The sequence below is a fragment of the Gluconobacter sp. P1D12_c genome (assembly GCF_018812105.1).
GTDB lineage: Bacteria > Pseudomonadota > Alphaproteobacteria > Acetobacterales > Acetobacteraceae > Gluconobacter > Gluconobacter oxydans_A.
The window spans coordinates 86,687-107,253 of sequence record NZ_JACSIQ010000002.1 but is presented as its reverse complement, the minus strand read 5'-3'; the positions used below and the strand labels follow the sequence as shown (position 1 = coordinate 107,253).

The window sequence follows — 20,567 nt, the reverse complement described above, 5'->3', positions numbered from 1 at the left end:
GATATGCGCAGAAAATCCCGGAGCAGACGGAGTGTCGGTGCGCATGTTTCTCTCGATAAGAGTTTTGGCACGCAAAGTGATGCCCATGCTTCTCTTCATGATTTGCGGCGCGGCATATTCAGCTCCCGTTGCTGGAGCAGGGTCAAGCTTCGCTGCGCCCCTGTATCGAGCATGGAGTGACAGTCTTCCATCTCAAGCTGGCCTGTCCCTGAAATATCGCAGTGTGGGGTCAGGAGAGGGGCAGAAACTGGTCATGGCGCACAAGGTGGATTTCGGGGCCTCAGATATTCCTCTTCCAGGAAAGATTCTTGATATGCAGGGGCTTTATCAGTTTCCAGCCGCGATCGGAGCTATCGTCGTAGTCATCAATGTTCCCGGCGTAGGGGCTGACCAGATGCGGCTGGATGGCTCAACGCTCGTCGCCCTTTTTAGAGGCGATATTAGTTCCTGGAATGATCCGCACATTCGCGCCCTGAATCCTGATCTTCGCCTCCCGGACCTGGATGTCCTGCCAGTTCATCGTGAAGAGGCATCGGGAACCAGCCAAGTCTTTTCGGACTACCTTCGCACACAGTCGCCATCCTGGAAGCCCGGATCATGGGGCGAGGGGGCCGAGGCCCGTGGCAATGATGGTGTGGCGGCAAGTGTGCGTCAGTCCCTCGGCGGGATTGGATTTGTGGAATATGCCTTTGCGCGCCGAAATCATCTGAACACAGTAAAATTGAAAAATCATTCAGGCTTATTCGTTGCTCCGGAAATAGCCGCCTTCAAAAGCTCTGCTTACAGCGCAGACTGGCAGCACACGGATCATTACGCGGTGAGCTTGCTGGACGCCTCAGGCTCGCAAAGTTGGCCTATCATGAGCGCCACTTTCGTGCTCGTCCCGGTTCATCCACCAGACCAGACGACGACAAGTGCAGTGAAGGCATTTTTCACCTATGGGCTGCGTCACGGCGATAAGGCCCTCCAGGATCTGGATTACATCCCGCTGCCGAACGATGTAAAAAACAAAATCCTTGCAGAGTGGCCCTGAGCGAGGCTGGCAAAGTCATAATAACTTCACTTCCCATTTTCCTCTCACTTCTGTGAATGAATTGTGCCTTCCGGCATCTCGGAATGAGGGGACCGTCGTGCTTACGAGTGCTCAGTATCGTCGTCTTTTTATCGCACCCGGCACCACAAGGCTGAGAAGGCCACTAATTATAGAGGACGGAACTTCTCCAGGTTTTTGACGGGATCTCCGCATGCTTGGGAAAATGCGCTCACTGGCGCACCTTGTAGTTTTAAGTAGCATTTTCCATTCGTTTTTCGGGAAAGCCGAGGCGGCAGCGGCACCTCTCGTAACTGACGTTTTACCGTCAGGCGTACCGTTACCATCTCCGGCACCGGGCTTCGTTCTTCCACCGGAAGACACAGGAACGGAGTTGTTGGGCAATGCAGGTGGAGCACGAGCCTGGCTGGGCCGAAAAGGGATCAGATTCAACCTCCAGGATGTTGAGGAAATATGGGGCTTAGCCTCAGGCGGAATGCATCCGGGCCCCACATATGACGGCATGACAGCCGCCACTCTCGTGCTGGAAACCCGCCGCGCATTTAGCTGGCATGATGGCCTTCTCAATATCAGCGCCATTCAGGTCAGGGGGCGGTCTCTGGCGGGAGAGCGCCTTGGGTCTTTAAACCCGGTTAGCGGCTATGACGCTGGCCGAACCACACGTTTGTTCGAGCTTTGGTATGGGCAGGGCTTCTTTGGAAACCGGCTTGATATTCGCGTTGGCACAATTGATCTGGATACTGAATTTCTGGTCAGCCAGAACGCATCCCTGTTTCTGAACGCAAGCTTTGGTTGGCCGCTCTCGACGTCAAGCAATCTGTATTCGGGCGGCCCGTCTTGGCCTTTCTCTGCTGTCGGAACACGGATCAAGTGGTCTCCAGCTTATCCGCTTGTGCTTATGCTGGCCATCACAGACGACAATCCAACCAAAGGCCCATTTTATAGTCAACTCAGCCCTACCCGGATGGACCCTTCGGGCACCAGTTTCTCGACAAGCGGTGGAACGTTATTTTTAGGGGAGGCGCAGCTCTGGGTCGATGCCGCCCAAAGCCTTTCAGGAAAAGATGCACCCGCACTTCCCGGGACATGGAAAATCGGCGGCCTTTACGATACCGGCCATTTTCCTGACCCCCGATATGACAGTCGTGGCGGCTTCCTGGGCAGCCCTGACAGTTCCGGAATACCGGCATATCACCATGGAAACTGGCTGGGTTACATCGTGCTGGACCAAACCCTCTGGAGAACGGTTCAGGGGCCATCAAAGGCAATCAATACGTTTGTTCGTGCGACCATTGCCAGCGGGACGCGCAACCGATTTACAAATGAAGTGGAAGCCGGGCTGACGTTTCAGGGTTTTGTGCCGTCTCGGCCCAATGATGTTGTTGGAATTGGCTGGGGAACCAGCTTTTACGGGCACCGTGCACGAGACAACGCCAAAGATACGATACGCCTCGCAGACAGCTCCGCCAGACTGCTCGTACCAGAAGATCATATTGAATTCACCTGGCAGATTCCGGTCCGCGATTACCTGACCGTTCAGCCTGATTTTCAGTATTTCTGGCATGTTGGAGGTCAGGCGCCAGAAAAAGGTCAAGCAGCAGCCTCAGAAGGTGCTGTTCTTGGCTTGAATATGACGACGACGTTCTGAAAAGTGGCTAACGTAATGTCAATTAACCTTCAAACTCTCAGTCTGGTTTCCACAGTATAGTTTCTTTCACGGCCTTGAAGGTCGGTGATAAAGGAACTTATCCATGACGCAGGACCACGATTTCAGCGCCAATTCTTCGGCCGAACAGGCGCGGGAACGTATGCGCTACGAAATCATTGACGATTTGGATGAAGAATTCGAACTTTCCCTGGAAGAAAATGAGGGCGAGGGGCTTGATCCTGCAGATCGTGCGTTCCGCCGTACCTATTTTCGCGAACTCATTCGCCTGCAAGCCGAACTCATCAAACTTCAGGATTGGGTCAAGGCAACGGGAGAACGCGTTGTTGTCGTTTTCGAAGGCCGTGATGCTGCAGGGAAAGGTGGTGCGATCAAGCGTATTACCCAAAGGCTGAACCCGCGGATCTGTCGGGTGGCAGCGCTTCCGGCGCCTAATGATCGTGAACGGACACAATGGTATTTCCAGCGCTATGTTGCGCATCTTCCCGCAGCGGGCGAAATCGTACTGTTTGACCGCAGTTGGTATAATCGCGCTGGCGTTGAACGTGTCATGGGGTTCTGCACCGACGAGGAATACGAAGAATTCTTCCGATCAGTGCCAGAATTTGAGCGCATGCTCGTCCGCAGCGGCATTCGGGTGATCAAATTCTGGTTCTCGATCACGGACGAAGAACAGGAAGCACGCTTCCGCGCCCGCATTGAGGATCCCTTGAAGCAGTGGAAACTCAGCCCGATGGACCTTGAAAGCCGTCGTCGCTGGGAAAGTTACACGCTGGCCAAGGAAATCATGCTCGAACGATCCAGCATTCCGGAAGCTCCCTGGTGGGTTGTGCCGGCAGTAGACAAAAAGCGGGCGCGCTTGAACTGTATTGCTCACTTCCTGTCTCTTCTGCCTTACGAACCTGTCAGCCGCCCGGAAGTTGTTCTTCCCGAGCGTGTATTCCACCCCGACTATGAGCGTGAGCCCACGCCAGAAACCATGCTGGTTCCGCAGCGCTACTGACGCCCGCGTTATGATTTACGGGTAATGGAACGAGTTCTTCTATTGCCCGTATAGCCCTATGGATCGAGGAAAATCACTCGCACTGACCATAATTACAGACCGAGATACTTTCTGAAACCTGCTTTACAGGAAACTTGAAGGATACCCTTGCGCTAAACGTTATTACAGTTTTGCAGAAGGTCCTGATGGTAGAAACAGCGTCTCCGTCCCCCGACACTAGCCAGATTGTGGCGCAGGGTCATCCGACAGACAACGAGTTGCTAGCGTTTTACCGCTCGGAGATCCGGTTTGAGACTGAAGTTGTGAACGGTCGCTTGCAGGCTCTTCTGGGTTCACAGGCATTTCTTGTCATTGCCTACGCAACAGCCATGACGGGCTCTACAAAAAGGTGGGGCGACAGCATGGTTCTTCTTCTGCCGCCCCTGTTTTCGCTATTGGGATTTGTTCTGGCAGCAATGGCCCTTCCTGGTATCCGTGCGGCATACGCTGCGATTGGTAAATGGGAGGGGAAGCAGCGTGTGTTACATCAGCGCAGCCCGGCATTGACTGATTTCACCCTTGCCCCAAATGAGGACGAGACACGCGACATGATGCGACGAGCACAACGAGGTGCACTCTTTGCTCATCAGGCACCCTTCATATTCATTATCGCCTGGACAATTTTCGGATTTATTCCGTTCTATCTATACTTAAAATAATTAATATTCTTGATGGAATATTTACTCCACCAACGAATTGCTCATCGATTGGTAAAACTTTCATGAAAGATAATTTTTAGAAGAAACACTTTGAAGCTCTGGATGTTGATTATGTCAGGAGCGTCTTTGTTTTAGGCGCATCATTTCTTGTGGAGCGATAGTTGCATGCCTGACCATATTCTTCCCCAGTCACAGGATCATCAGCCCGGCCTTGAAGGACTGATGCAACCTAAGGCGGAGCATATCCGTGCCAGTTACAAAGGAAGCGGAAAGCTGGCTGGAAAAAAAGCACTGATTAGCGGCGGAGACAGCGGGATTGGACGTGCTGCAGCCTTACATTTTTCCCGCGAAGGGGCAGATGTTGCGATCCTTTACCTGGAAGAACATGAAGATGCGAAAGAGACTATTCGCCTGATTGAGAAGGAGGGCCGCAAAGGCCTTGCTATCGCGGGTGATGTCTCTTCAAGTCAGACCTGTAACTCAGCTGTGGAGAAGGCGGTTAAGGAGCTTGGTGGGCTCGATATTCTTGTAAACAATGCTGGTGTCCAGATCGTTCAGGAAGATATCAGCGCCATATCTGATCAAGAGTGGCAAAAACACATGGACACCAATATCAACGGATACTTCTATCTGGTTCGAGCTGCGCTACCGCATCTAGCGGAGGGAAGTGCTATCATCAACACATCTTCCATCAATGCATTCGCCGGAAACAAAGCCCTTTTGGCGTATTCAACTACAAAAGCTGCAGAAATGGGTTTCACGCGCGCGCTGGCGCTTCAGCTTGTCTCAAAAGGCATTCGCGTGAATGCCGTCGCTCCTGGCCCGGTCTGGACCCCCTTACAGCCAGCAAGCTGGGGGCCAGTTGACCCGCAGTCCGTCGCAGATCTTGGGAAAGATACACCCATGGGACGTTGTGGAGACCCTTCCGAGCTTGGCCCAGCATATGTTTACCTCGCGAGTAACGATGCATCATTCGTGACCGGGCAGACACTTCATGTGAATGGCGGCATGATTATCAATGGCTGATCTTCCAAGGGGTCCATTGCCTACATTGTAGCTAGACTCTTCCTCCCTTGCCAAATCTGGCCAGGGAGGTTTTTTGTCTCAAACGACGCTCCCTCCAGATACAACTTATTGGCAGCTCTACTCCAGAAGTATGAAAGCCGTTATATTTGAATGTGCGTTCTTCCAAAACAGGATTGGAGGTAAGCGCCAGTCGCGGTATGCTGGATACCATGCAGGATTTGGACATACCTTGAGAATGGGCTCTGCCGACGGACTTGACCGGGTGAATGCCTACGGAGATCTGTCGGCCTTTTCCGACGCGGACCTGAATGACATCGCAGTGGCAGCCGCTGCACTGTGTCAAACTCCCATAGCCCTTGTCAGTATTCTCGATCAGGACAGGCTGTGGTTTTCGGCCCGTGTCGGCACAGACCAGCCTTTCGGTCCGCTTGCAAATTCAGGATGCGGGCAAGTGATTGTCCGTAAGGTTCCGGTTGTTATTCCTGACATGCTGGCAGACCCTTATACCCAGAAAAACACACTTGTCTGTGGTGTGCCTGGGTTAAGATTTTACGCGGGCTATCCATTATTCGATGCGCAGGGACGGGTGGTAGGAACCCTTTGCGTTGTCGATCTTGAAACACGCTCTGATGGCTTGTCCTCACATCAGAAAGATGGTCTCGCTGCACTGGCGCGGCAGTCCATGCGTCTGATGGATTTGAGGCAGGCGTCAGTCACTCAGGAACGCCGTTTCACCGCTCAAAAGCTTCGCAGCCAGCGTGCTGCGAAGCGGGTGCAGGAGGCCGAGGCAGAGCGTCGGCATGCGCTGGAAAAATATGCCCTTCAACAAGCAGCTGGAGCAGCAGGCGGCATAGGCATCTATGAGTATGATCTGGCGTCTGGAGACATCACTGTTTCGCCGGAAGTCTGCCGGATTGCAGGCATCGATCTGGCTCCTACTCTTTCAGCAGAGCAGTGGATTGCCCTGATCCATCCCGATGACAAAATGACGATCCCCACTCTTAACCGAATTCTTGAAGGAACTGCTCCTTTAAGGCTGCAGTACCGCATCCTTCGGGCCAGCGACGGAAAAGAGCGATGGGTTCTCCGTCAGGGTATTCTGGATCATGACGAAGCCGGACGCCCGATCCGGCTGATCGGAACTCTTCAGGACGTTACACCCGAAAGAAATGCGACTGCCAGACTGACAACGCTTCTCGCCATTGGTGATGCACTTCGTACTGCCGAAACGCGCCAGAAGGCCCTTCAGGAAACATGTCAGTTGCTTGGAAATCGCCTTGATGCGCAGCGCGTTGGTTTCGCCCGCATTTCCATGCGGGAAGAGCGCTTCACTGTGGAGCAGAGTTGGTGTGCGGCTGACATGCCGCCCATCAGCGGGGAATTCTCATTCGAGGCTTTTCGACACACATCAGACTTCCTACGCGGTGGCTCCGTTTTCATTCTGGATGATATCACCCATACGTCGTGGATGAGTATGGAGCAGGCCGCCTATCAGTCCGTGAATGTCATCGCGCAGGTACTGGTCCCGAAAATAAGGGGAGGAGACCTGACGGGCTGCCTTTTTGTCCATAGCTCTCAGCCTCGAGAATGGACAGTGGACGAGACGTCTTTCATTCGCACTGCTGCTGATAGAATTTTTGCGGGTCTGGATGAGTGGGATACTCTGTCCCGTCAGGAACTGATCAATCATGAGATTCTCCATCGCCTGAAAAATACCCTCAGCATTGTTCAGAGCTTGGCCCATCAGGGCTTTCGAGGTGTTGAAGATCAGAGCGCGCTCACAACATTCACCGCGCGACTGATAGCGCTAAGCTCAGCGCATGATCAATTGATGAGAAGAAACTGGCAATCTACAGACCTAGCAAGCCTGACAGTAGCAGTCATGACGCCGCTCGGCTTGGAGGGACGGGTAAAAGTAAACGGACCTTTCCTATGCCTGGGCCCAGATACGGCAACTTCCTTCTCAATGGTACTTCATGAACTGGCCACGAATGCCCTGAAGCATGGCGCGCTAAGCGTCCCTGCCGGGATCGTGAATTTGAACTGGACGGTCACAGGATATGGACCAGAGTCAGCTATGATGCTGACCTGGCAGGAAACTGACGGTCCATCGGTGACAGCCCCAGACCGGACGGGTTTCGGAATTCGCCTGTTACAGGCTGGCCTGGGACATCAAGGGAAGACCGAACTTCACTATGATCCCAAAGGTTTACGCGTTGAAATGACAGCGTCGATCATCTCGATGGCCAATCACTGAATTTTGGGAAAAGTCGTCGGCTTCATAGTCTGATGGCTATGGAAGTCTTTTAGTATTACTTGCCAGCGCTCCTTTACATAGACTGCGCCGGTAGAGCGATTTATGATACAAACATAAACTATGACAGATTAAAGTGAGCATTAGGCCACGCAGCTTTATCCAGCACTCATAATATTGAGCACCAGATAAAAGCGCATACGTGGGTCTAGGAGGCTGTTAGCCGTGCGCGACAACGACCAGCTTGCGATTAACAAACTCCATGATCCCAAGGTCGCCGAGCTCACGTCCGTAGCCAGAACGCTTGACCCCTCCGAACGGGAGTTCCGGCGCCGTGCTGGTCCATTGGTTAATAAAAACCATGCCGGTTTCTATCTGAGAGGCAAGCTTCTTGGCGCGTTCATGATCTTTCGAGAATACCGATCCACCGAGGCCGTATGGAGAGTCATTGGCTAACGCAACCAGTTCGTCTTCGCTTTTCACAACATAAATCTGCGCAACGGGCCCGAAGAACTCCGATTTAAATGAAGGGCTTTTCTTGTCGATACCGGTCAGAATGGTCGGTTCGTAGAAGAAGCCGGTCCGATCAGCGACCTTTCCGCCCGTCAGAACTTGAGCACCATGCTTCACAGCTTCGTCCACTTGCTTGGCGATTGTTTCCAATGCGGCCTTGGACGACATCGGTTGCAGCGTGGTTGCCGGATCCAGAGGGTCGCCCAAACGGGCTTTTTCAAACTCTGTTTTCAGGCCAGCAATAAACGCGTCTGCAACTTTCTCATGAACAATAAAGCGCTTGGCCGCGGTGCAAACCTGCCCAGCGTTTGAGAGCCGTGCTGCTGTGCCGATTTTAATTGCGCGGGCGAGGTCAGCGTCATCAAGAACTGCAAAGATATCCATGCCACCCAGTTCAAGAGTGGACTTCTTCAGATGCTTGGCCGCGGTAGCCGCCACCGCTGCGCCAGCGCGTTCTGATCCTGTAAGCGCGACGCCCTGCACTCTGTCATCACCGATGAGAGCAGCGACCTGGTCAGGCGTTATGAACAGGTTGACGCAGGCACCGTCTGGAGCCCCTGCATCACGAACGAGGGTTTCGAAAAGCTCAGCGCAATGGGGGACAATTTCCGCGTGCTTGATGAGAACGGAATTCCCTACCGCGAACGCTGGCGCAACAACACGAACCAACTGGTAAAAAGGAAAATTCCATGGTTCTACAGCAACGAGCGTTCCAATCGGCGCATTTTCGATCCACGCCTCTCCAAGAGACGTCTCGCAGGGTGTAGGCTTCAGCTGTTCTTTTGCATGTTCAGCATAAAAGCGTGCAATACCTCCGCAGAGTTTGACTTCCTCTTTCGCGTCAGAAAAGCGCTTACCCATCTCGATGCTCGCGGCATGCGCCAAATCATCAGCGCGCTCATCAAAGAGATCTGCAATTTTCGATAATACAGATAGCCGCTTCTCGATTGGCCCTTGACCCCAGTCAGCTGATTTGAAAGCCGCATCAGCTCTGCCGAGAGCTTCGAACGCTTGCGCATCCGTGTGTTCAGGGTACGTTTTTACAGTTTGCTCGGTGAAAGGATTGACCGTCTGGTAAGCCATGGTGTCATTTTCTCCGCTGACTGGACGTTGCCTTGTCCGGCTAATCAATCGGCCACAAACCGAAATCAGTCAGTTTCGTTATTTGCATTCAGATCGCGTGAGAAACCGGGACTTGAAAGCTGGATAACGAAAGAACGCTCCCAGGGACGCGAAAGTTTTCGGAAAAAGAAAGATTGCTAGCTAGTATCTCATCACAGTTTTCCGAGCACGGCATGAAAAAGTCGAGAGCGTGTGCTTTGACCATAGTGATCGGCAGGAAGGCTGCGGAAGTTGCCTCTTCGTCTCACCTTACCGTGATTCACATATTCCAATCCATTCAGCTACGTTTTCCCGAAATTTCGGCCCCGAGAGTACGTGACATTTTCCAGAAACCAGATGTACCAATCAGCACGATCAATGCAGTTAGCAGAAAGACCATATGCAGTTCGCGAAGATTAACTGAGGCGTGACCATACAAGCGAGAGAGCATTGCAAGCCCGAAAGCCGTAATGGCAACGCCCACAGTTGAGGCCGCCTGTCCTAGAATGGACATGATGGCAGCGGCCTTGCTCCGTTCATTGTGACTGACATCCGCAAAGGCCATCGTCGAAAGACTGGTGAGCTGGAGCGAGCGACATAACCCCGCAACTACGAGAGAAAGACCTAGCAAGACCGGAGATGTCTGGGTGTTCAAAAAAGTGAACGGGAGCAGCGATGCCGCAACGAGTAAGCCGTTGAAGAAGAGGACGTTCCGGAAGCCGCCCCACCGAATGATGGCAGACGTCAAAGGTTTTATGCCGAGATTGGCGCAGAAATAGGCCAACAGCCATGTTCCGGCCTGCACGGGAGAAAATCCAAGCCCAAGCTGTAAAAACAGCGGAAGTAAAAATGGGGCAGAGGAAAATACAGCGCGGAAAATTAGCCCAGGGTAGAAGGCCGCATATCGCAGACTGGCGCGTTTAAGAGGTTCCAGAGAAAGAATGGGAGTATGGTGAGCTTGAAGATGACGAACAGCTGAGAGGCTGATGATGGCTCCCGCTACTGTCAGGCCAAATGCAACAATCTGCTCCGTTCCCGTTTCAGAAATGCGCTGAAGGCCAGACAGCAGGCAGGTCAGACCCGTCCCACACAGCACAAATCCCTTGATATCCAGCTTTCCTGCTCCTTCCGCGGGTTCGGCAGGGACCACACGCAACATGATCAGAACGGCTAGAATTCCGATGGGCAGATTAAGCCAGAAATTCCAGCGCCATCCGACTGTCTCGGTCAGATACCCACCGAGAACCGGGCCAATGATTGGAGCGGACAAAGCAGGCCATACAGTGACGGACTGCGCTTTCATCAGGTCGCCTTTAGGCGTGTGGCGCAGGATGATGGACATGCCTACAGGCATCATGACGGCACCTGCCAAACCTTGTCCGATCCGCGCGCAGACAAACATGGGAAGTGTCTCCGCCAGACCACAAAGCAGGGACGAAAGCGTGAAAAACGCTACGGCCAGACACATGACGCGCTTCTCACCAAACTTCATGGCCATCCAGGCAGAGATGGGTGAAATAGCAACCGACGCCAGAAGATAGGCGGTCACTCCCATCGAGAGATCAAGCGTCTTTACCCCAAAGGAGCGCGCCATGGCAGGAAGGGACGTGTTGATGATGGCCCCGTCGAGGTTCTGCATGAACGTCGCAATAGCCATGGTAAAAGCAATAAGCGGGGAGTAACGAAGAGCCTCTCCCTCATCAGACTGAGCAGAAAAAGCCATGGCTTTTTGAGAAGGCTCCAGCAAAAAAAGTCTCCAGAGTGGAAGTTCAGTTGTGAATTTTTGAAGGTAAAATTTGAAAGTCCAGCTGATAGTCCGACTGGTTCGGGGAACGCTTTTGCTGGAGAATATGGAATGTTGGATCAGAGGGCAGGAGGCAGTTCACAAGCCAAGCCGTTTCAGGCCCTGACCCACGATTAATATAAATGAGATGATTGAAGCCGATTTGCGGCACAGTTGTGATCGTAAGCTGAAGGTCCACGACGCCTGTGCCGCCTTGTATGTCCTTGAGAGGAGGGAAGGTGGCGGTATTCAGGGTTATTGGTTGCTGTTCTCCATTCAGAAACACCGAAAGTCTGTGGATAATTTGAGAAACGTAGGAGCGCTCTTCAAAAAGAGACAAAGTTCCATCATGGTTGGTATCAAGTTCCTGGATAACGCTTTTGGCTACATCCACACCCGGCACAAGGTGAAGATGCAAAGCAATATGATCTCTGGCGAGGTCAATTGTTGTGGCCTGAAGGTATTCATCCAGCCGATGAGCTGAAGCCATTCCAGGGATTAGAACCGCGATACCTACGAGAAAGGCGGGACGTATCACGCTCATCGTGCCGTAAGCCTGTTACCGTAGCTGTTGGTCGGGTCACGATAGACAGTATGAACATGCTGGGTAGGATCACCACCAACACCTTGAGGCGAAAATTCAATCAACAGCCGCGGGCCCTGAATACGATAATAAGACGAGCCATTACGCTTAGGTTCATGCGTAATTGGACCGCTCCATGCAAACCAGGTGTCGTTCAGACCATCCCTTATTTCCTTGAGGCGCGGAGCTGCGTAGGCATCGTTGATAATGCCTGCCCACTCACCAATGACGTCCATAAGCATGTCCTTTTGAGCAGGAGTCAGAGCTGAGCCTTTGAGACCTTCAGGGACTATGGTCTCTCCATCATGTCCGGGCCCCTGAACCAGATCATCTACTCGATATGGAAGGATAGCCTGCTGACGCTGCTTTGAATTTAAAGCATTCAGAAGCGCGAAAGCCTTGTCATTCTCACCTGCGAGGACACGGACTGTTTGCCCGTTGTGTCGATACACAGCGGGTTGTGCGCCGGTCAATGTTGGGGTCATCACGCCGTGAGGGCCGTCAATGACAAGATTTAATCCCAAATGATGGCCACCGAACTGCACCATCCATGGGGACATTTCAGATGGCTCTCCGAAGATGGCTATGGTGTAGACAGCTCTCCCGGCGGCGAAATTGGTTCCCTCATCAGCAAGTGCCTGATCTGAGCCCATGATGTCCTGCACTTTTTGATAGCCCCTCGTACTCAAGAGCGTTTGCAGAAGACGCAAGGCGGCTGACTGTTGTGTTGCAGTTAACTCGCCCATCTGCAAACCAGGCCGAAGGACATCGCTGACAGGAAAATTTGACCAGACAGCCGCACCGTAACGCTCCCCGATAAAACCACCTGCAGGACCCATACCGGGCCCGCTTTTGGTTGGCCTGGGAGCCTCGGTACCTGTAGCGGGAACAACAGGTGCGCCGGGAGCCGGTCTGCGGAAGCGGGCAAGAGTACCAGACTTTTGTGCAACAAAAGGAAACTGTATTTTCTGGCGGCTCTGTGAATCGAAAGTTGCCAGGAACGTCTGAGCTGCGACAACAGCAGTTTCCGTCTGCCTGGAGGGCATGGTTGCTCCTGACGGCGTTTCCGTCCGCGGTTGTGGAATACTGGCCGCAATGGATGAAGAAATGGTCATAAACAGGCTACCAATTATCCAAAATCTACTCTTCATCCCGCCCACTCTCATTGGTGCTCACACCGTGTCGAGCTCTGCTCCGAATAGCGAAACTGAAACACTGCATTGCGGCATGGAACGGATCAAGGCTTTACCTTTTCAACTTTGAGGCGTTCAGACTGCATGGTGCCATCTTGGGTCACAGAGGCTTGATCTCTGCTGCTTGAGACAATGCCACAAGAAGTAAAAAGCGGAGGATTCTATGACATTCATGCAACAACGGCGCTTTCGCCACATGCAATCGCCGCGTCAAATCCTGGCAGCTTGCTCAGTTGGGGCACTTCTCGTGGCATCGGGGGCTCTGCTTTTTTCTTCAGAAGCGCGCGCTGCCAACTGCGCGGACTTGGCGCGTCTGGCACTTCCTAATGCGACCTTTACCAAGGTTAAAACCATAGACGCCGGAGAGTGGCACAGCCCGCAAACAAATCTGAGCCGGATCATGACAGCCCCCGGCATGAACCTTGCAGGGCATCCAGTTCAGGCCGCTAACCCGGCATTCTGCCGTGTGGCTATGACGCTCCGTCCGTCTTCAGATTCAGCGATTCAAACAGAAATCTGGCTTCCGCTACAGGGCTGGAATGGAAAGCTGCTTGGGGTCGGAAATTTCGGATGGGCAGGCTCCCTCATGTATGACGGCATGGTGACGGGCCTGGGGGAAGGCTATGCTGTTGCCAGCACAGATACAGGTCATGACAGTTCTACGCCCGAAGGACAGGGTGGACGTTTCACGCTAGGGCATCCGGAAAAGCTGGTGGATTATGCTTACCGCGCTGACCACCTGATGACGGTGATGGCAAAGCAGCTCATCCGGCGCTTTTATGGGAAAGACGCTTCCCATGCATATTGGATTGGATGCTCCTTGGGCGGGTTGGAAGGCTTGATCGAAGCGAAGCGTTACCCCGATGATTACGACGGCATCGTTGCTGGAGCGCCTCCTAATCCGATTGTCAATTTCAATGGTGAACAGCTCTGGGCAGGATGGATGAGCTATCATGATCCCGCACTGCGTGTGGGGCGCGAGAAGTTCCAGCTTTTGAACCGTACAGTCATGGCGGCATGTGCCTCTCCGGTCGGGAAAAGCCAGGGTTTTCTTGACGAGCCGGACAAGTGCGGGTTCGATCCCAAGCAGCTTTTGTGCGAGGGAAAAGATACGAAGGGCTGCCTGACGGCCAATGAGGTCAAAGCGGTGGAGCAGATCTATCGCGGCCCAGTTGATCCCAAAACGGGCAAGGTTATCTTCCCAGGTCCAGCGAAAGGCAGTGAAGACGGATTTTCAGCGGATGGGAAAGCGTTTCCCGTGGCTCTCGATCTGTTCAGATATGCTGCTTTTCAGAACCCCGCATGGGACTGGACTACACTGAAGTGGGACACTGACATCGCCTCCGCAACCAGCAAGCTTGGTCCGCTACTTCATGTCGATGACAATCTGACGCCTTTCTTCAAGCGTGGAGGGAAGCTGTTAATGTATATTGGCTGGAATGACGGGCATAACCCGCAGGAACTCGCCGGATATTATCAGGCCCTCATGCAGCATGCCGGACCAACAGGACAGAAGTCTGCTCGCCTCCTTGAAATCCCCGGTATGGGGCATTGCTATGGCGGAGCAGGGTGCGACACGTTCAACAAGCTTGGCGCGATCGATGCGTGGGTCATACGTCACGACGCTCCACAAACGATTATTGCCTCTCGGGTCGAGAGCGGGAAAGTCATACGCACAAGACCGCTCTGTGCATGGCCGCAAGTTGCCCGATATGATGGACACGGCCCTATGACCACGGCGGCCAGCTTCAACTGCGTTGTGCCAGAGTGAAAACTGAAATTCCTGAATTTAAAGAACGGGAATTTCAGCCGTAATACCAAATGATGAAACGCCACTATGTCAGCTTTTGTCCCGTCATCTGGAGTACAGAAAGCCAATCTGGTGGAACCGAACTTCTGGCAATCAGAAATTGGAAGTCAGCTGCCCTCCGATAACAGCAGCATCCTTGAAAGTGGTCGTAGCACCTGGGCGTTGGAGATACTGAAAGTCTGCCTGCAACGTTGTGCCGCGCATGAGATGGGTGCTGTAGAATGCTTCATACACATTCTCCCAATGCTGCACCCCGTAAACAGGGCCCCACTGATTATCGAGATAGGGCAGGCCAAGCGCCAGAGATGATTCCTGCTGAAGGGTGACGGTATGGCTCATGTCCATATGCTGGAACATGATACCAGCCTGATCGCCACTTCGATGCCACGGCGTCCCGCTATCGACTATTCCGATCCACTCATGATCTCGCATGGCGACAAGATTGCCCTGCGCATACCCAACACCACCAATAAGAATAAGCCCATCAGTAACGCCCGGCCCATTGCGAACCAACATCTGGTCAAACATGAACCAGGCTGATGTCATCCCGGCTTCATAGCGCCGCCCAAGGCCTGTTGCCTGAAAGGAGTTGCCGTTCACGTCCTCGTAGAGGTTCGGATAGCGCGAGTTATCATACCAGGCGCCGAGCTTGTAGTTACCTCGCAGTTTGTTCTTACCGAAAGACGGCATCCAGCCGATTTCAATCTGCGATGAGACCTTACCCAATCCGCTCTGAGCAAGAGCCCAGCCTGAAATGCCACCGTTGTAGCTATGGGGAGAAACCGCGAAGACGCCTCCCATGATGTAAGTTTGCTCCGTCGGACGAAGACGCAGCACTCCACCAAGGTTTCCAGAGGGCCAGTCGCGTCCACCCGGGACGTATTTTCCGGGAGCGAAATTACTGCAAACCGACACGTTCATGAAGGAACAGGCGACGTAATCGAACGCAAAGAAGCTTCCCGTTGGAATATCACCAAGGGACAAAATGATGCGGTCATTCAAAAAAGACTTATCCGCATACATGGAAACAAGATGCGCAACTACGTTACCACGGGCACCGTAAATCTGTTCAGGATTGGTAACTGAATCGCCCAGTGTGTGGCTGAAGCTGCGTCCATGGCCGTTAATGACGAGAAGATGCGTCCAGAGACCTTTCACGCCTGCAAGTTGCTGCCAGTCCACATCCAGTTCGGCAGCCACCTGACCGGCCAGCACGTTATCCCGCGTGCGACCACCCGTGACATTGGCCATGTATTCTTCATTGAGCGCGACGTTCAGATACATGCCGTGCTTTGTCAGCCATGTCTGCGCACCGCCCCAGTCTCCGAATAAATGAGGATTTCCATATAGAGACGGGACGAGGGGCCCAACTGCGAAGGTACCCATGCCTTCCATCGCAAAAGCACGGGACTTGTAGGATTCAGGTGTTGCAAGGTTCTGGGAAGTTTCGCTCTGTGCGAGCGCCTGACGGCCGGGACCAACGATACCCAGGGCCGCGCACAGGAAAAAGCCAGCAAGTTTTTTCCTGTGCATTGGACGTCGGGTTTTCATTCAGTGCTCTTTGCCTTTGAAGTCTGCAGGAAGGTGGTGACTGTGGACTGAGCGAGATGAGCATCGGTTTCACCTTCGCCACCACTCAGACCAAGGGCCCCTACGAGCTCATTGTTCACCATGATCGGGTATCCACCGCCGGCGGGAAGGGCATTCGGCAGCGTGCTGATCATGTAATTCCCGCTATTGAGGGCATGTTCCATGTCAGCGGTTGGACGAGCGAAGGAGAGCGCGGTCTTGGCTTTGCGGATCGCCAGTTCGATACTCCCGAGTTGTGTCCCGTCCATCTTCTGAAAAGAGACCAGATTTCCGCCCGCATCAACAATAGCGATGGCGACACGGGCATGACTGGCCACCGCAAGCTTCTTGGCCTGATCGATGAGGGTATTTGACGTCTCTAAATTCACGGCCAGGTCCTTCGCTGATGCAAGCCCAGTAAGACTTGCTGTTGCGATGAGAATACTCAGAGCGGCGCCAATGGTCCGGCGCTGAAATAGTTTGTACAAAACACTTACCCCTGTTTCAGGTCATTGAGAATGGCATCGGCGGCGCGGAGTGAGAGCGCAGCCATCGTCAAAGTGGAATTCACCGTTCCAGACGCCGCCATTGTTGCGCCTGTAGCGAGAAACAAATTGGCGTGATCATGGGTTCTAAGCCACTCATCCACGACAGAATCACGCGGATCGTGGCCCATGATCGTGCCTCCGGTGATGTGATTGTTCGGAGTGAAGAACGGGCTCATTTCAATTTCAGTCCCCCCAAGGGCCTTGGCAATGTCCATCAGGCGCTGCCGGGAAATGACCGCTGATTTACGCACGTATTCTCCCACGTCATACGTGACTTCGGGATGCGGAATACCGAGAGCGTCTTTGTGATCTTTGGAAAGCACCAGGCGGTTATTCGGGTCAGGGAGGACCTCATGGTTGGCATAAATGTCCACACCATGAGCCGTACGACGGCGGATCTCCTGGTCCAGCTTCCTGCCAACCAAGCCCATGGATAGAGCTTTCATGCCAGCACGGGAGTTCTGAGCCGTATTGTTATAGCCAATCTGTGTCGCAGCATATTCAGAACGGAAATCACCGTCACGGAAGTTCGTAATGGAGCTCATCTGAACCGAACCGCCGCCAGCCCAGATAGGCTCTGCAGCCTGGAAGCTCATACCGATGCCGGGATGGTCCATCATGTTCCGGCCAACAAGGTCCGATGAGTTTGCAATCCCATTCGGATTGCGATCATTGGCCGCGAGCAAAAGCAGTTTGGGTGTTTCAATGCCGTTGGCGGCCACGACGAACGTTTTGGCAACGACACGATGAGACTGTTTTTCCGGGTCATAGAAGCGGATGGCCGTGATCCGGTTCTTGGCATCCGTCTCCATCGCATACACGACAGCATTCGGAATGATTCTGGCCCCCAGCTTCTCCGCCTTCAGTGCGGCATAGACCCCGTTGTACATCGCTCCAATCGGGCAGATCGGCATGCAGTTGTTATTTCCGCAGCACTGTGGACGGCCATCATAGGGACGGCTGTTACGGGCCTGAGGAACAGGAGTGTTCGAAAACCCAAGTTTACTCACCACATCCGTGAAGGTGCGGTCTCCATATCCATAAGGCATGGACGTCATGGGCCAAGGGTTCTTGCGGGGCGCAGACGGCGTGATGTCTTCTCCGTTGGGGCCCATCACACCCATCTCGCACTCTGCCTCATAGTAATAAGGCTCAAGTTCATCATAGCTCATAGCGTAGTCACGGCCCACGCCATACGTAGAGTGTAACTTGAAATCGTTTGGCAGATACCGCCAGCTTGAGGCTGCCCAGTGCCAGGTTGTGCCGCCAACGCCTTTGATGATGCCCTGCTTGTACGCCGTGCGATCCGGGCCTTTGACGATCAGGTAATTATTGTCCGGAAAGTAGTTGGTGTGAGGCGCCCAGGGAACGCTGGGATAAGGCGTTGCGTAATCATACTGGGACTTGTTGTCAGGCGGCATATTCCGCCAGTTCTCTACGATCTGGGAGCGATCCCGCCGAGGCCCTGCATCCAGCAGTAAGACAGAAAGACCGTTGCGAACGAGTTTATGGGCGAGCAGGGACCCACAGATTCCTGCTCCGATAATGACGACATCAGCCGAAAGCGTTTCACCAGACATGATTTTACCCTTGAATTCTATTAAGCGACACGCTGTTTCCGACGGCTGATCAGCCACCAGACGCCACCCACCACGATGATGGCCCCTAAAACGCCACCAGCTCCGAGCAGAAGCATCACGCCTGGGCTTGCGAGTTTGGCGAGAGGGACCTGCTTGCCACCAACACGAACCTGTTTCACGGCATCGGCAGAGACAGTGGCCTGCGCGTTGCCAAAGTGGCTCAGAACGTAATCTGCGATTGTCGCGATCTGCTCATCATTGAGCGGTTGCACCAAAGTTCCCGGGCCAAAGGCTGGCATCAGGATTTCATGATCCTCCGTTGTGCGGTCCACGCCATAGAGGATGCTGGCAATCAGATCGTTCGGATTGCGCTGTCCGGTCGTCGTATTACCCACGAGGGACGGATAATATCCATCCGCTGACCCTTTACCGTTCGACTGGTGGCAACTCGCGCAGACGGCTTCATAGAGGGCTGCACCATCCATTGTTTTGGACAGAGTGCTGTTGTTACGGCGCACATTCGCATCAGCAACGCTGTAGCTTGATGGGCGACCGAGATGAGCGAAATTGGCAACCGTTTGACCAGCTTCTGCTTTAGGCGGAACCGACCTGAGATAGGTCACGATCGCTGAAATATCCCCGTCTGGCAGATACTGCAGACTGTGCTCAACGGCTTCAGCCATCGGCCCTGCCGCACGTGCATGAGCCGTTCGGCCGGTTTTCAGGTATTGGTAGAGATCATGGTCAGACCAACCGCCAATGCCGCTTTGAGGGTCGTTGGTGATATTCGGTGCACGCCATGAGCCTATATCTGCTCCCGCCAGATAAGCGGACTGATTAGGGGCAAGCAGGAAATTGCGTGGCGTATGGCACTCGCCACAATGAGCCAGTTCGTCAACCAGATAACGCCCGCGGTTCCAGTCATCGTTGTGGGTATGGTCGAAGACATATGGCTTGCCTTCAATGCGCGCGGCAATCTTCCAGATACCCAGTGATGCACGGATGGAGAACGGGAAGGGGAGCTGTGTCCTGGGCGACGGCGCGTCTACAGGTTTTACTTCGTTCATGATGTAGGCATAGAGCGATTTGACGTCTTCATCCGTCAGGCGGTTATAGGCGTCATAAGGCATGGCCGGATAAAGCTGTGCACCGTCTGCTCGGATACCGTGCCTTAACGCCTGAGAAAACTGCTTAAGCGTGTAGTTTCCGATGCCATGGGTTTTGGAGGGTGTGATGTTGGTGGAGTAAATGTTTCCCATCGGGGATGAGATCGCATATCCACCCGCCAGAAATTGACCATCCCGTCCGTTTGTATGGCACGCAGCACAATCGGCTGCGATCGCAAGATAATGGCCGCGGCTGATAGATGGTTGATGAGCTGAAGCGGGTGTGGGCTCCGTCGGTTGTGCCAGTGCAGACGCTCCTGCGAAAAGCAGAACCGTTGTCAGGGCAGTGCCGGACAGAGAACGAAAATATCGCATTTTCACTGTGATAATTTCCTTAGAATTCCGGCATGGCGTCGACGGAACCGGGTTCTGCAACCCAGTAATTTGGCCCGTTATGAGCATAAGTCGGGATGACGACGACATCGCGAGACGATTGATACATCAGCGCTTTTTCGAAAGCATAAACCTTGGCGTTTGTTCCACTTTCAATGACGCCAGCATACCAACCGCGGATAATCTGAAGGAGCGTGGCATGCAAAGGATCGCCGTTAAGACCTTCGTCCAGCGCCTCAACATCCTGATAACCGTTTTTCGCGATCCTTTCGCGAAGAGCTGCTACGCGAGCAGAAAAATCGTGTGTCTGGGCCTCAAACGCGAGGAGCAGCGCGGATCCAATAGCGAGATCCAGATTTTTATGGCCGGTGGCAAAGGTTGATAGCTGCATAAAATCTGAAACGCCATTCCGGTTCGATGCTACTATTTCTTGAGCAGAACATTTCTTAATCGTTCCGATTGCAGCAGCGGTGATGCAGGCGCCAGATAGAGCAAGGAGACGCCTGCGGGAGAGAAAGACCGGGACAGGATTGGGATCAGGTAATTTTTCCAACGGCGCTCTCCAGAGACATAGTTTGATACGTTATGCCCCCTTCATCCGGATTTTTTCCCAATAATAGAAATGACTATTTTTTGTTCGGTATAACAGGATGGTGATTACAGTTACTGTTATTGGTAACGTTTTCGGCA

The 20,567-nt window shown here is 53.3% G+C and carries 17 protein-coding genes; 8 read left to right on the top strand and 9 right to left on the bottom strand.

What is annotated here, in order from left to right; genetic code table 11:
- Positions 1-43: 43 nt before the first annotated feature.
- The 6 genes from pstS (at position 44) to KP705_RS02465 (ending at position 7,701) form a co-directional block, all read left to right on the top strand.
- Positions 44-1,033 carry a phosphate ABC transporter substrate-binding protein PstS gene (pstS, locus tag KP705_RS02490; RefSeq protein WP_215763947.1) on the top strand — a complete coding sequence of 330 codons (990 nt, stop codon included), beginning with the start codon at positions 44-46 and terminating at the stop codon, positions 1,031-1,033.
- Positions 1,034-1,244: 211 nt separating this feature from the next.
- Entirely contained in the window at positions 1,245-2,699 is a 1,455-nt protein-coding gene (locus KP705_RS02485; protein ID WP_215763946.1) for a carbohydrate porin, read from the top strand.
- 103 nt (positions 2,700-2,802) lie between these two features.
- Positions 2,803-3,720: a polyphosphate kinase 2 gene (ppk2, locus tag KP705_RS02480; protein ID WP_046901771.1), complete on the top strand. Its 918-nt coding sequence runs from the start codon at positions 2,803-2,805 to the stop codon at positions 3,718-3,720.
- A gap of 134 nt (positions 3,721-3,854) precedes the next feature.
- Entirely contained in the window at positions 3,855-4,418 is a 564-nt protein-coding gene (locus tag KP705_RS02475) for a hypothetical protein (RefSeq protein WP_046901770.1), read from the top strand.
- A gap of 165 nt (positions 4,419-4,583) precedes the next feature.
- The gene (locus KP705_RS02470) at positions 4,584-5,444 is read left to right on the top strand and encodes a glucose 1-dehydrogenase (protein WP_046901769.1); all 861 of its coding nucleotides are present in this window, start codon (positions 4,584-4,586) and stop codon (positions 5,442-5,444) included.
- A gap of 235 nt (positions 5,445-5,679) precedes the next feature.
- A complete protein-coding gene (locus KP705_RS02465) occupies positions 5,680-7,701 on the top strand; it encodes a GAF domain-containing protein (protein WP_052750083.1) in 2,022 nt (673 codons plus the stop codon).
- Between the two features lie 216 nt (positions 7,702-7,917).
- Here KP705_RS02465 and KP705_RS02460 read toward each other — a convergent pair whose 3' ends face one another.
- From KP705_RS02460 to KP705_RS02445, 4 genes are all read right to left on the bottom strand, one after another.
- Positions 7,918-9,294 carry an NAD-dependent succinate-semialdehyde dehydrogenase gene (locus KP705_RS02460; protein WP_215763945.1) on the bottom strand — a complete coding sequence of 459 codons (1,377 nt, stop codon included), beginning with the start codon at positions 9,292-9,294 and terminating at the stop codon, positions 7,918-7,920.
- A 316-nt stretch (positions 9,295-9,610) separates the two neighbouring features.
- Positions 9,611-11,035: an MFS transporter gene (locus tag KP705_RS02455; protein ID WP_080951551.1), complete on the bottom strand. Its 1,425-nt coding sequence runs from the start codon at positions 11,033-11,035 to the stop codon at positions 9,611-9,613.
- Between the two features lie 46 nt (positions 11,036-11,081).
- Positions 11,082-11,513, bottom strand: a complete 432-nt coding sequence (locus KP705_RS02450; protein ID WP_252348192.1) for a hypothetical protein — start codon at positions 11,511-11,513, stop codon at positions 11,082-11,084.
- Positions 11,514-11,635: 122 nt separating this feature from the next.
- The gene (locus KP705_RS02445; RefSeq protein ID WP_374195550.1) at positions 11,636-12,724 is read right to left on the bottom strand and encodes a DUF3500 domain-containing protein; all 1,089 of its coding nucleotides are present in this window, start codon (positions 12,722-12,724) and stop codon (positions 11,636-11,638) included.
- Between KP705_RS02445 and KP705_RS02440 the strand changes: the two genes are divergently transcribed.
- Positions 12,723-12,941 (top strand): hypothetical protein, encoded by a 219-nt coding sequence (locus KP705_RS02440; RefSeq protein ID WP_200898372.1) that lies wholly within the window; start codon positions 12,723-12,725, stop codon positions 12,939-12,941. The genes KP705_RS02445 and KP705_RS02440 overlap by 2 nt on opposite strands.
- Positions 12,942-13,067: 126 nt before the next feature.
- Positions 13,068-14,642, top strand: coding sequence for a tannase/feruloyl esterase family alpha/beta hydrolase (locus KP705_RS02435; RefSeq protein ID WP_252348191.1), 1,575 nt, complete (start codon positions 13,068-13,070; stop codon positions 14,640-14,642).
- A 132-nt stretch (positions 14,643-14,774) separates the two neighbouring features.
- On the opposite strand, the gene KP705_RS02430 is transcribed toward KP705_RS02435, so the two are convergent.
- Genes KP705_RS02430 through KP705_RS02410 form a run of 5 tightly spaced genes read right to left on the bottom strand, consistent with a single transcriptional unit; the run spans position 14,775 to position 20,430 of the window.
- Positions 14,775-16,232 (bottom strand): carbohydrate porin, encoded by a 1,458-nt coding sequence (locus KP705_RS02430; protein ID WP_099213004.1) that lies wholly within the window; start codon positions 16,230-16,232, stop codon positions 14,775-14,777.
- Positions 16,229-16,738 carry a heme-binding protein gene (locus KP705_RS02425; protein ID WP_252348190.1) on the bottom strand — a complete coding sequence of 170 codons (510 nt, stop codon included), beginning with the start codon at positions 16,736-16,738 and terminating at the stop codon, positions 16,229-16,231. Before KP705_RS02425 ends, KP705_RS02430 begins: the two co-directional genes overlap by 4 nt.
- Before the next feature lie 5 nt (positions 16,739-16,743).
- Positions 16,744-18,378, bottom strand: a complete 1,635-nt coding sequence (locus tag KP705_RS02420; RefSeq protein ID WP_046901764.1) for a GMC family oxidoreductase — start codon at positions 18,376-18,378, stop codon at positions 16,744-16,746.
- A 20-nt stretch (positions 18,379-18,398) separates the two neighbouring features.
- Positions 18,399-19,859: a cytochrome c gene (locus KP705_RS02415; protein WP_046901763.1), complete on the bottom strand. Its 1,461-nt coding sequence runs from the start codon at positions 19,857-19,859 to the stop codon at positions 18,399-18,401.
- A 19-nt stretch (positions 19,860-19,878) separates the two neighbouring features.
- Positions 19,879-20,430 carry a sugar dehydrogenase complex small subunit gene (locus KP705_RS02410; protein ID WP_046901762.1) on the bottom strand — a complete coding sequence of 184 codons (552 nt, stop codon included), beginning with the start codon at positions 20,428-20,430 and terminating at the stop codon, positions 19,879-19,881.
- Positions 20,431-20,567: the final 137 nt, after the last annotated feature.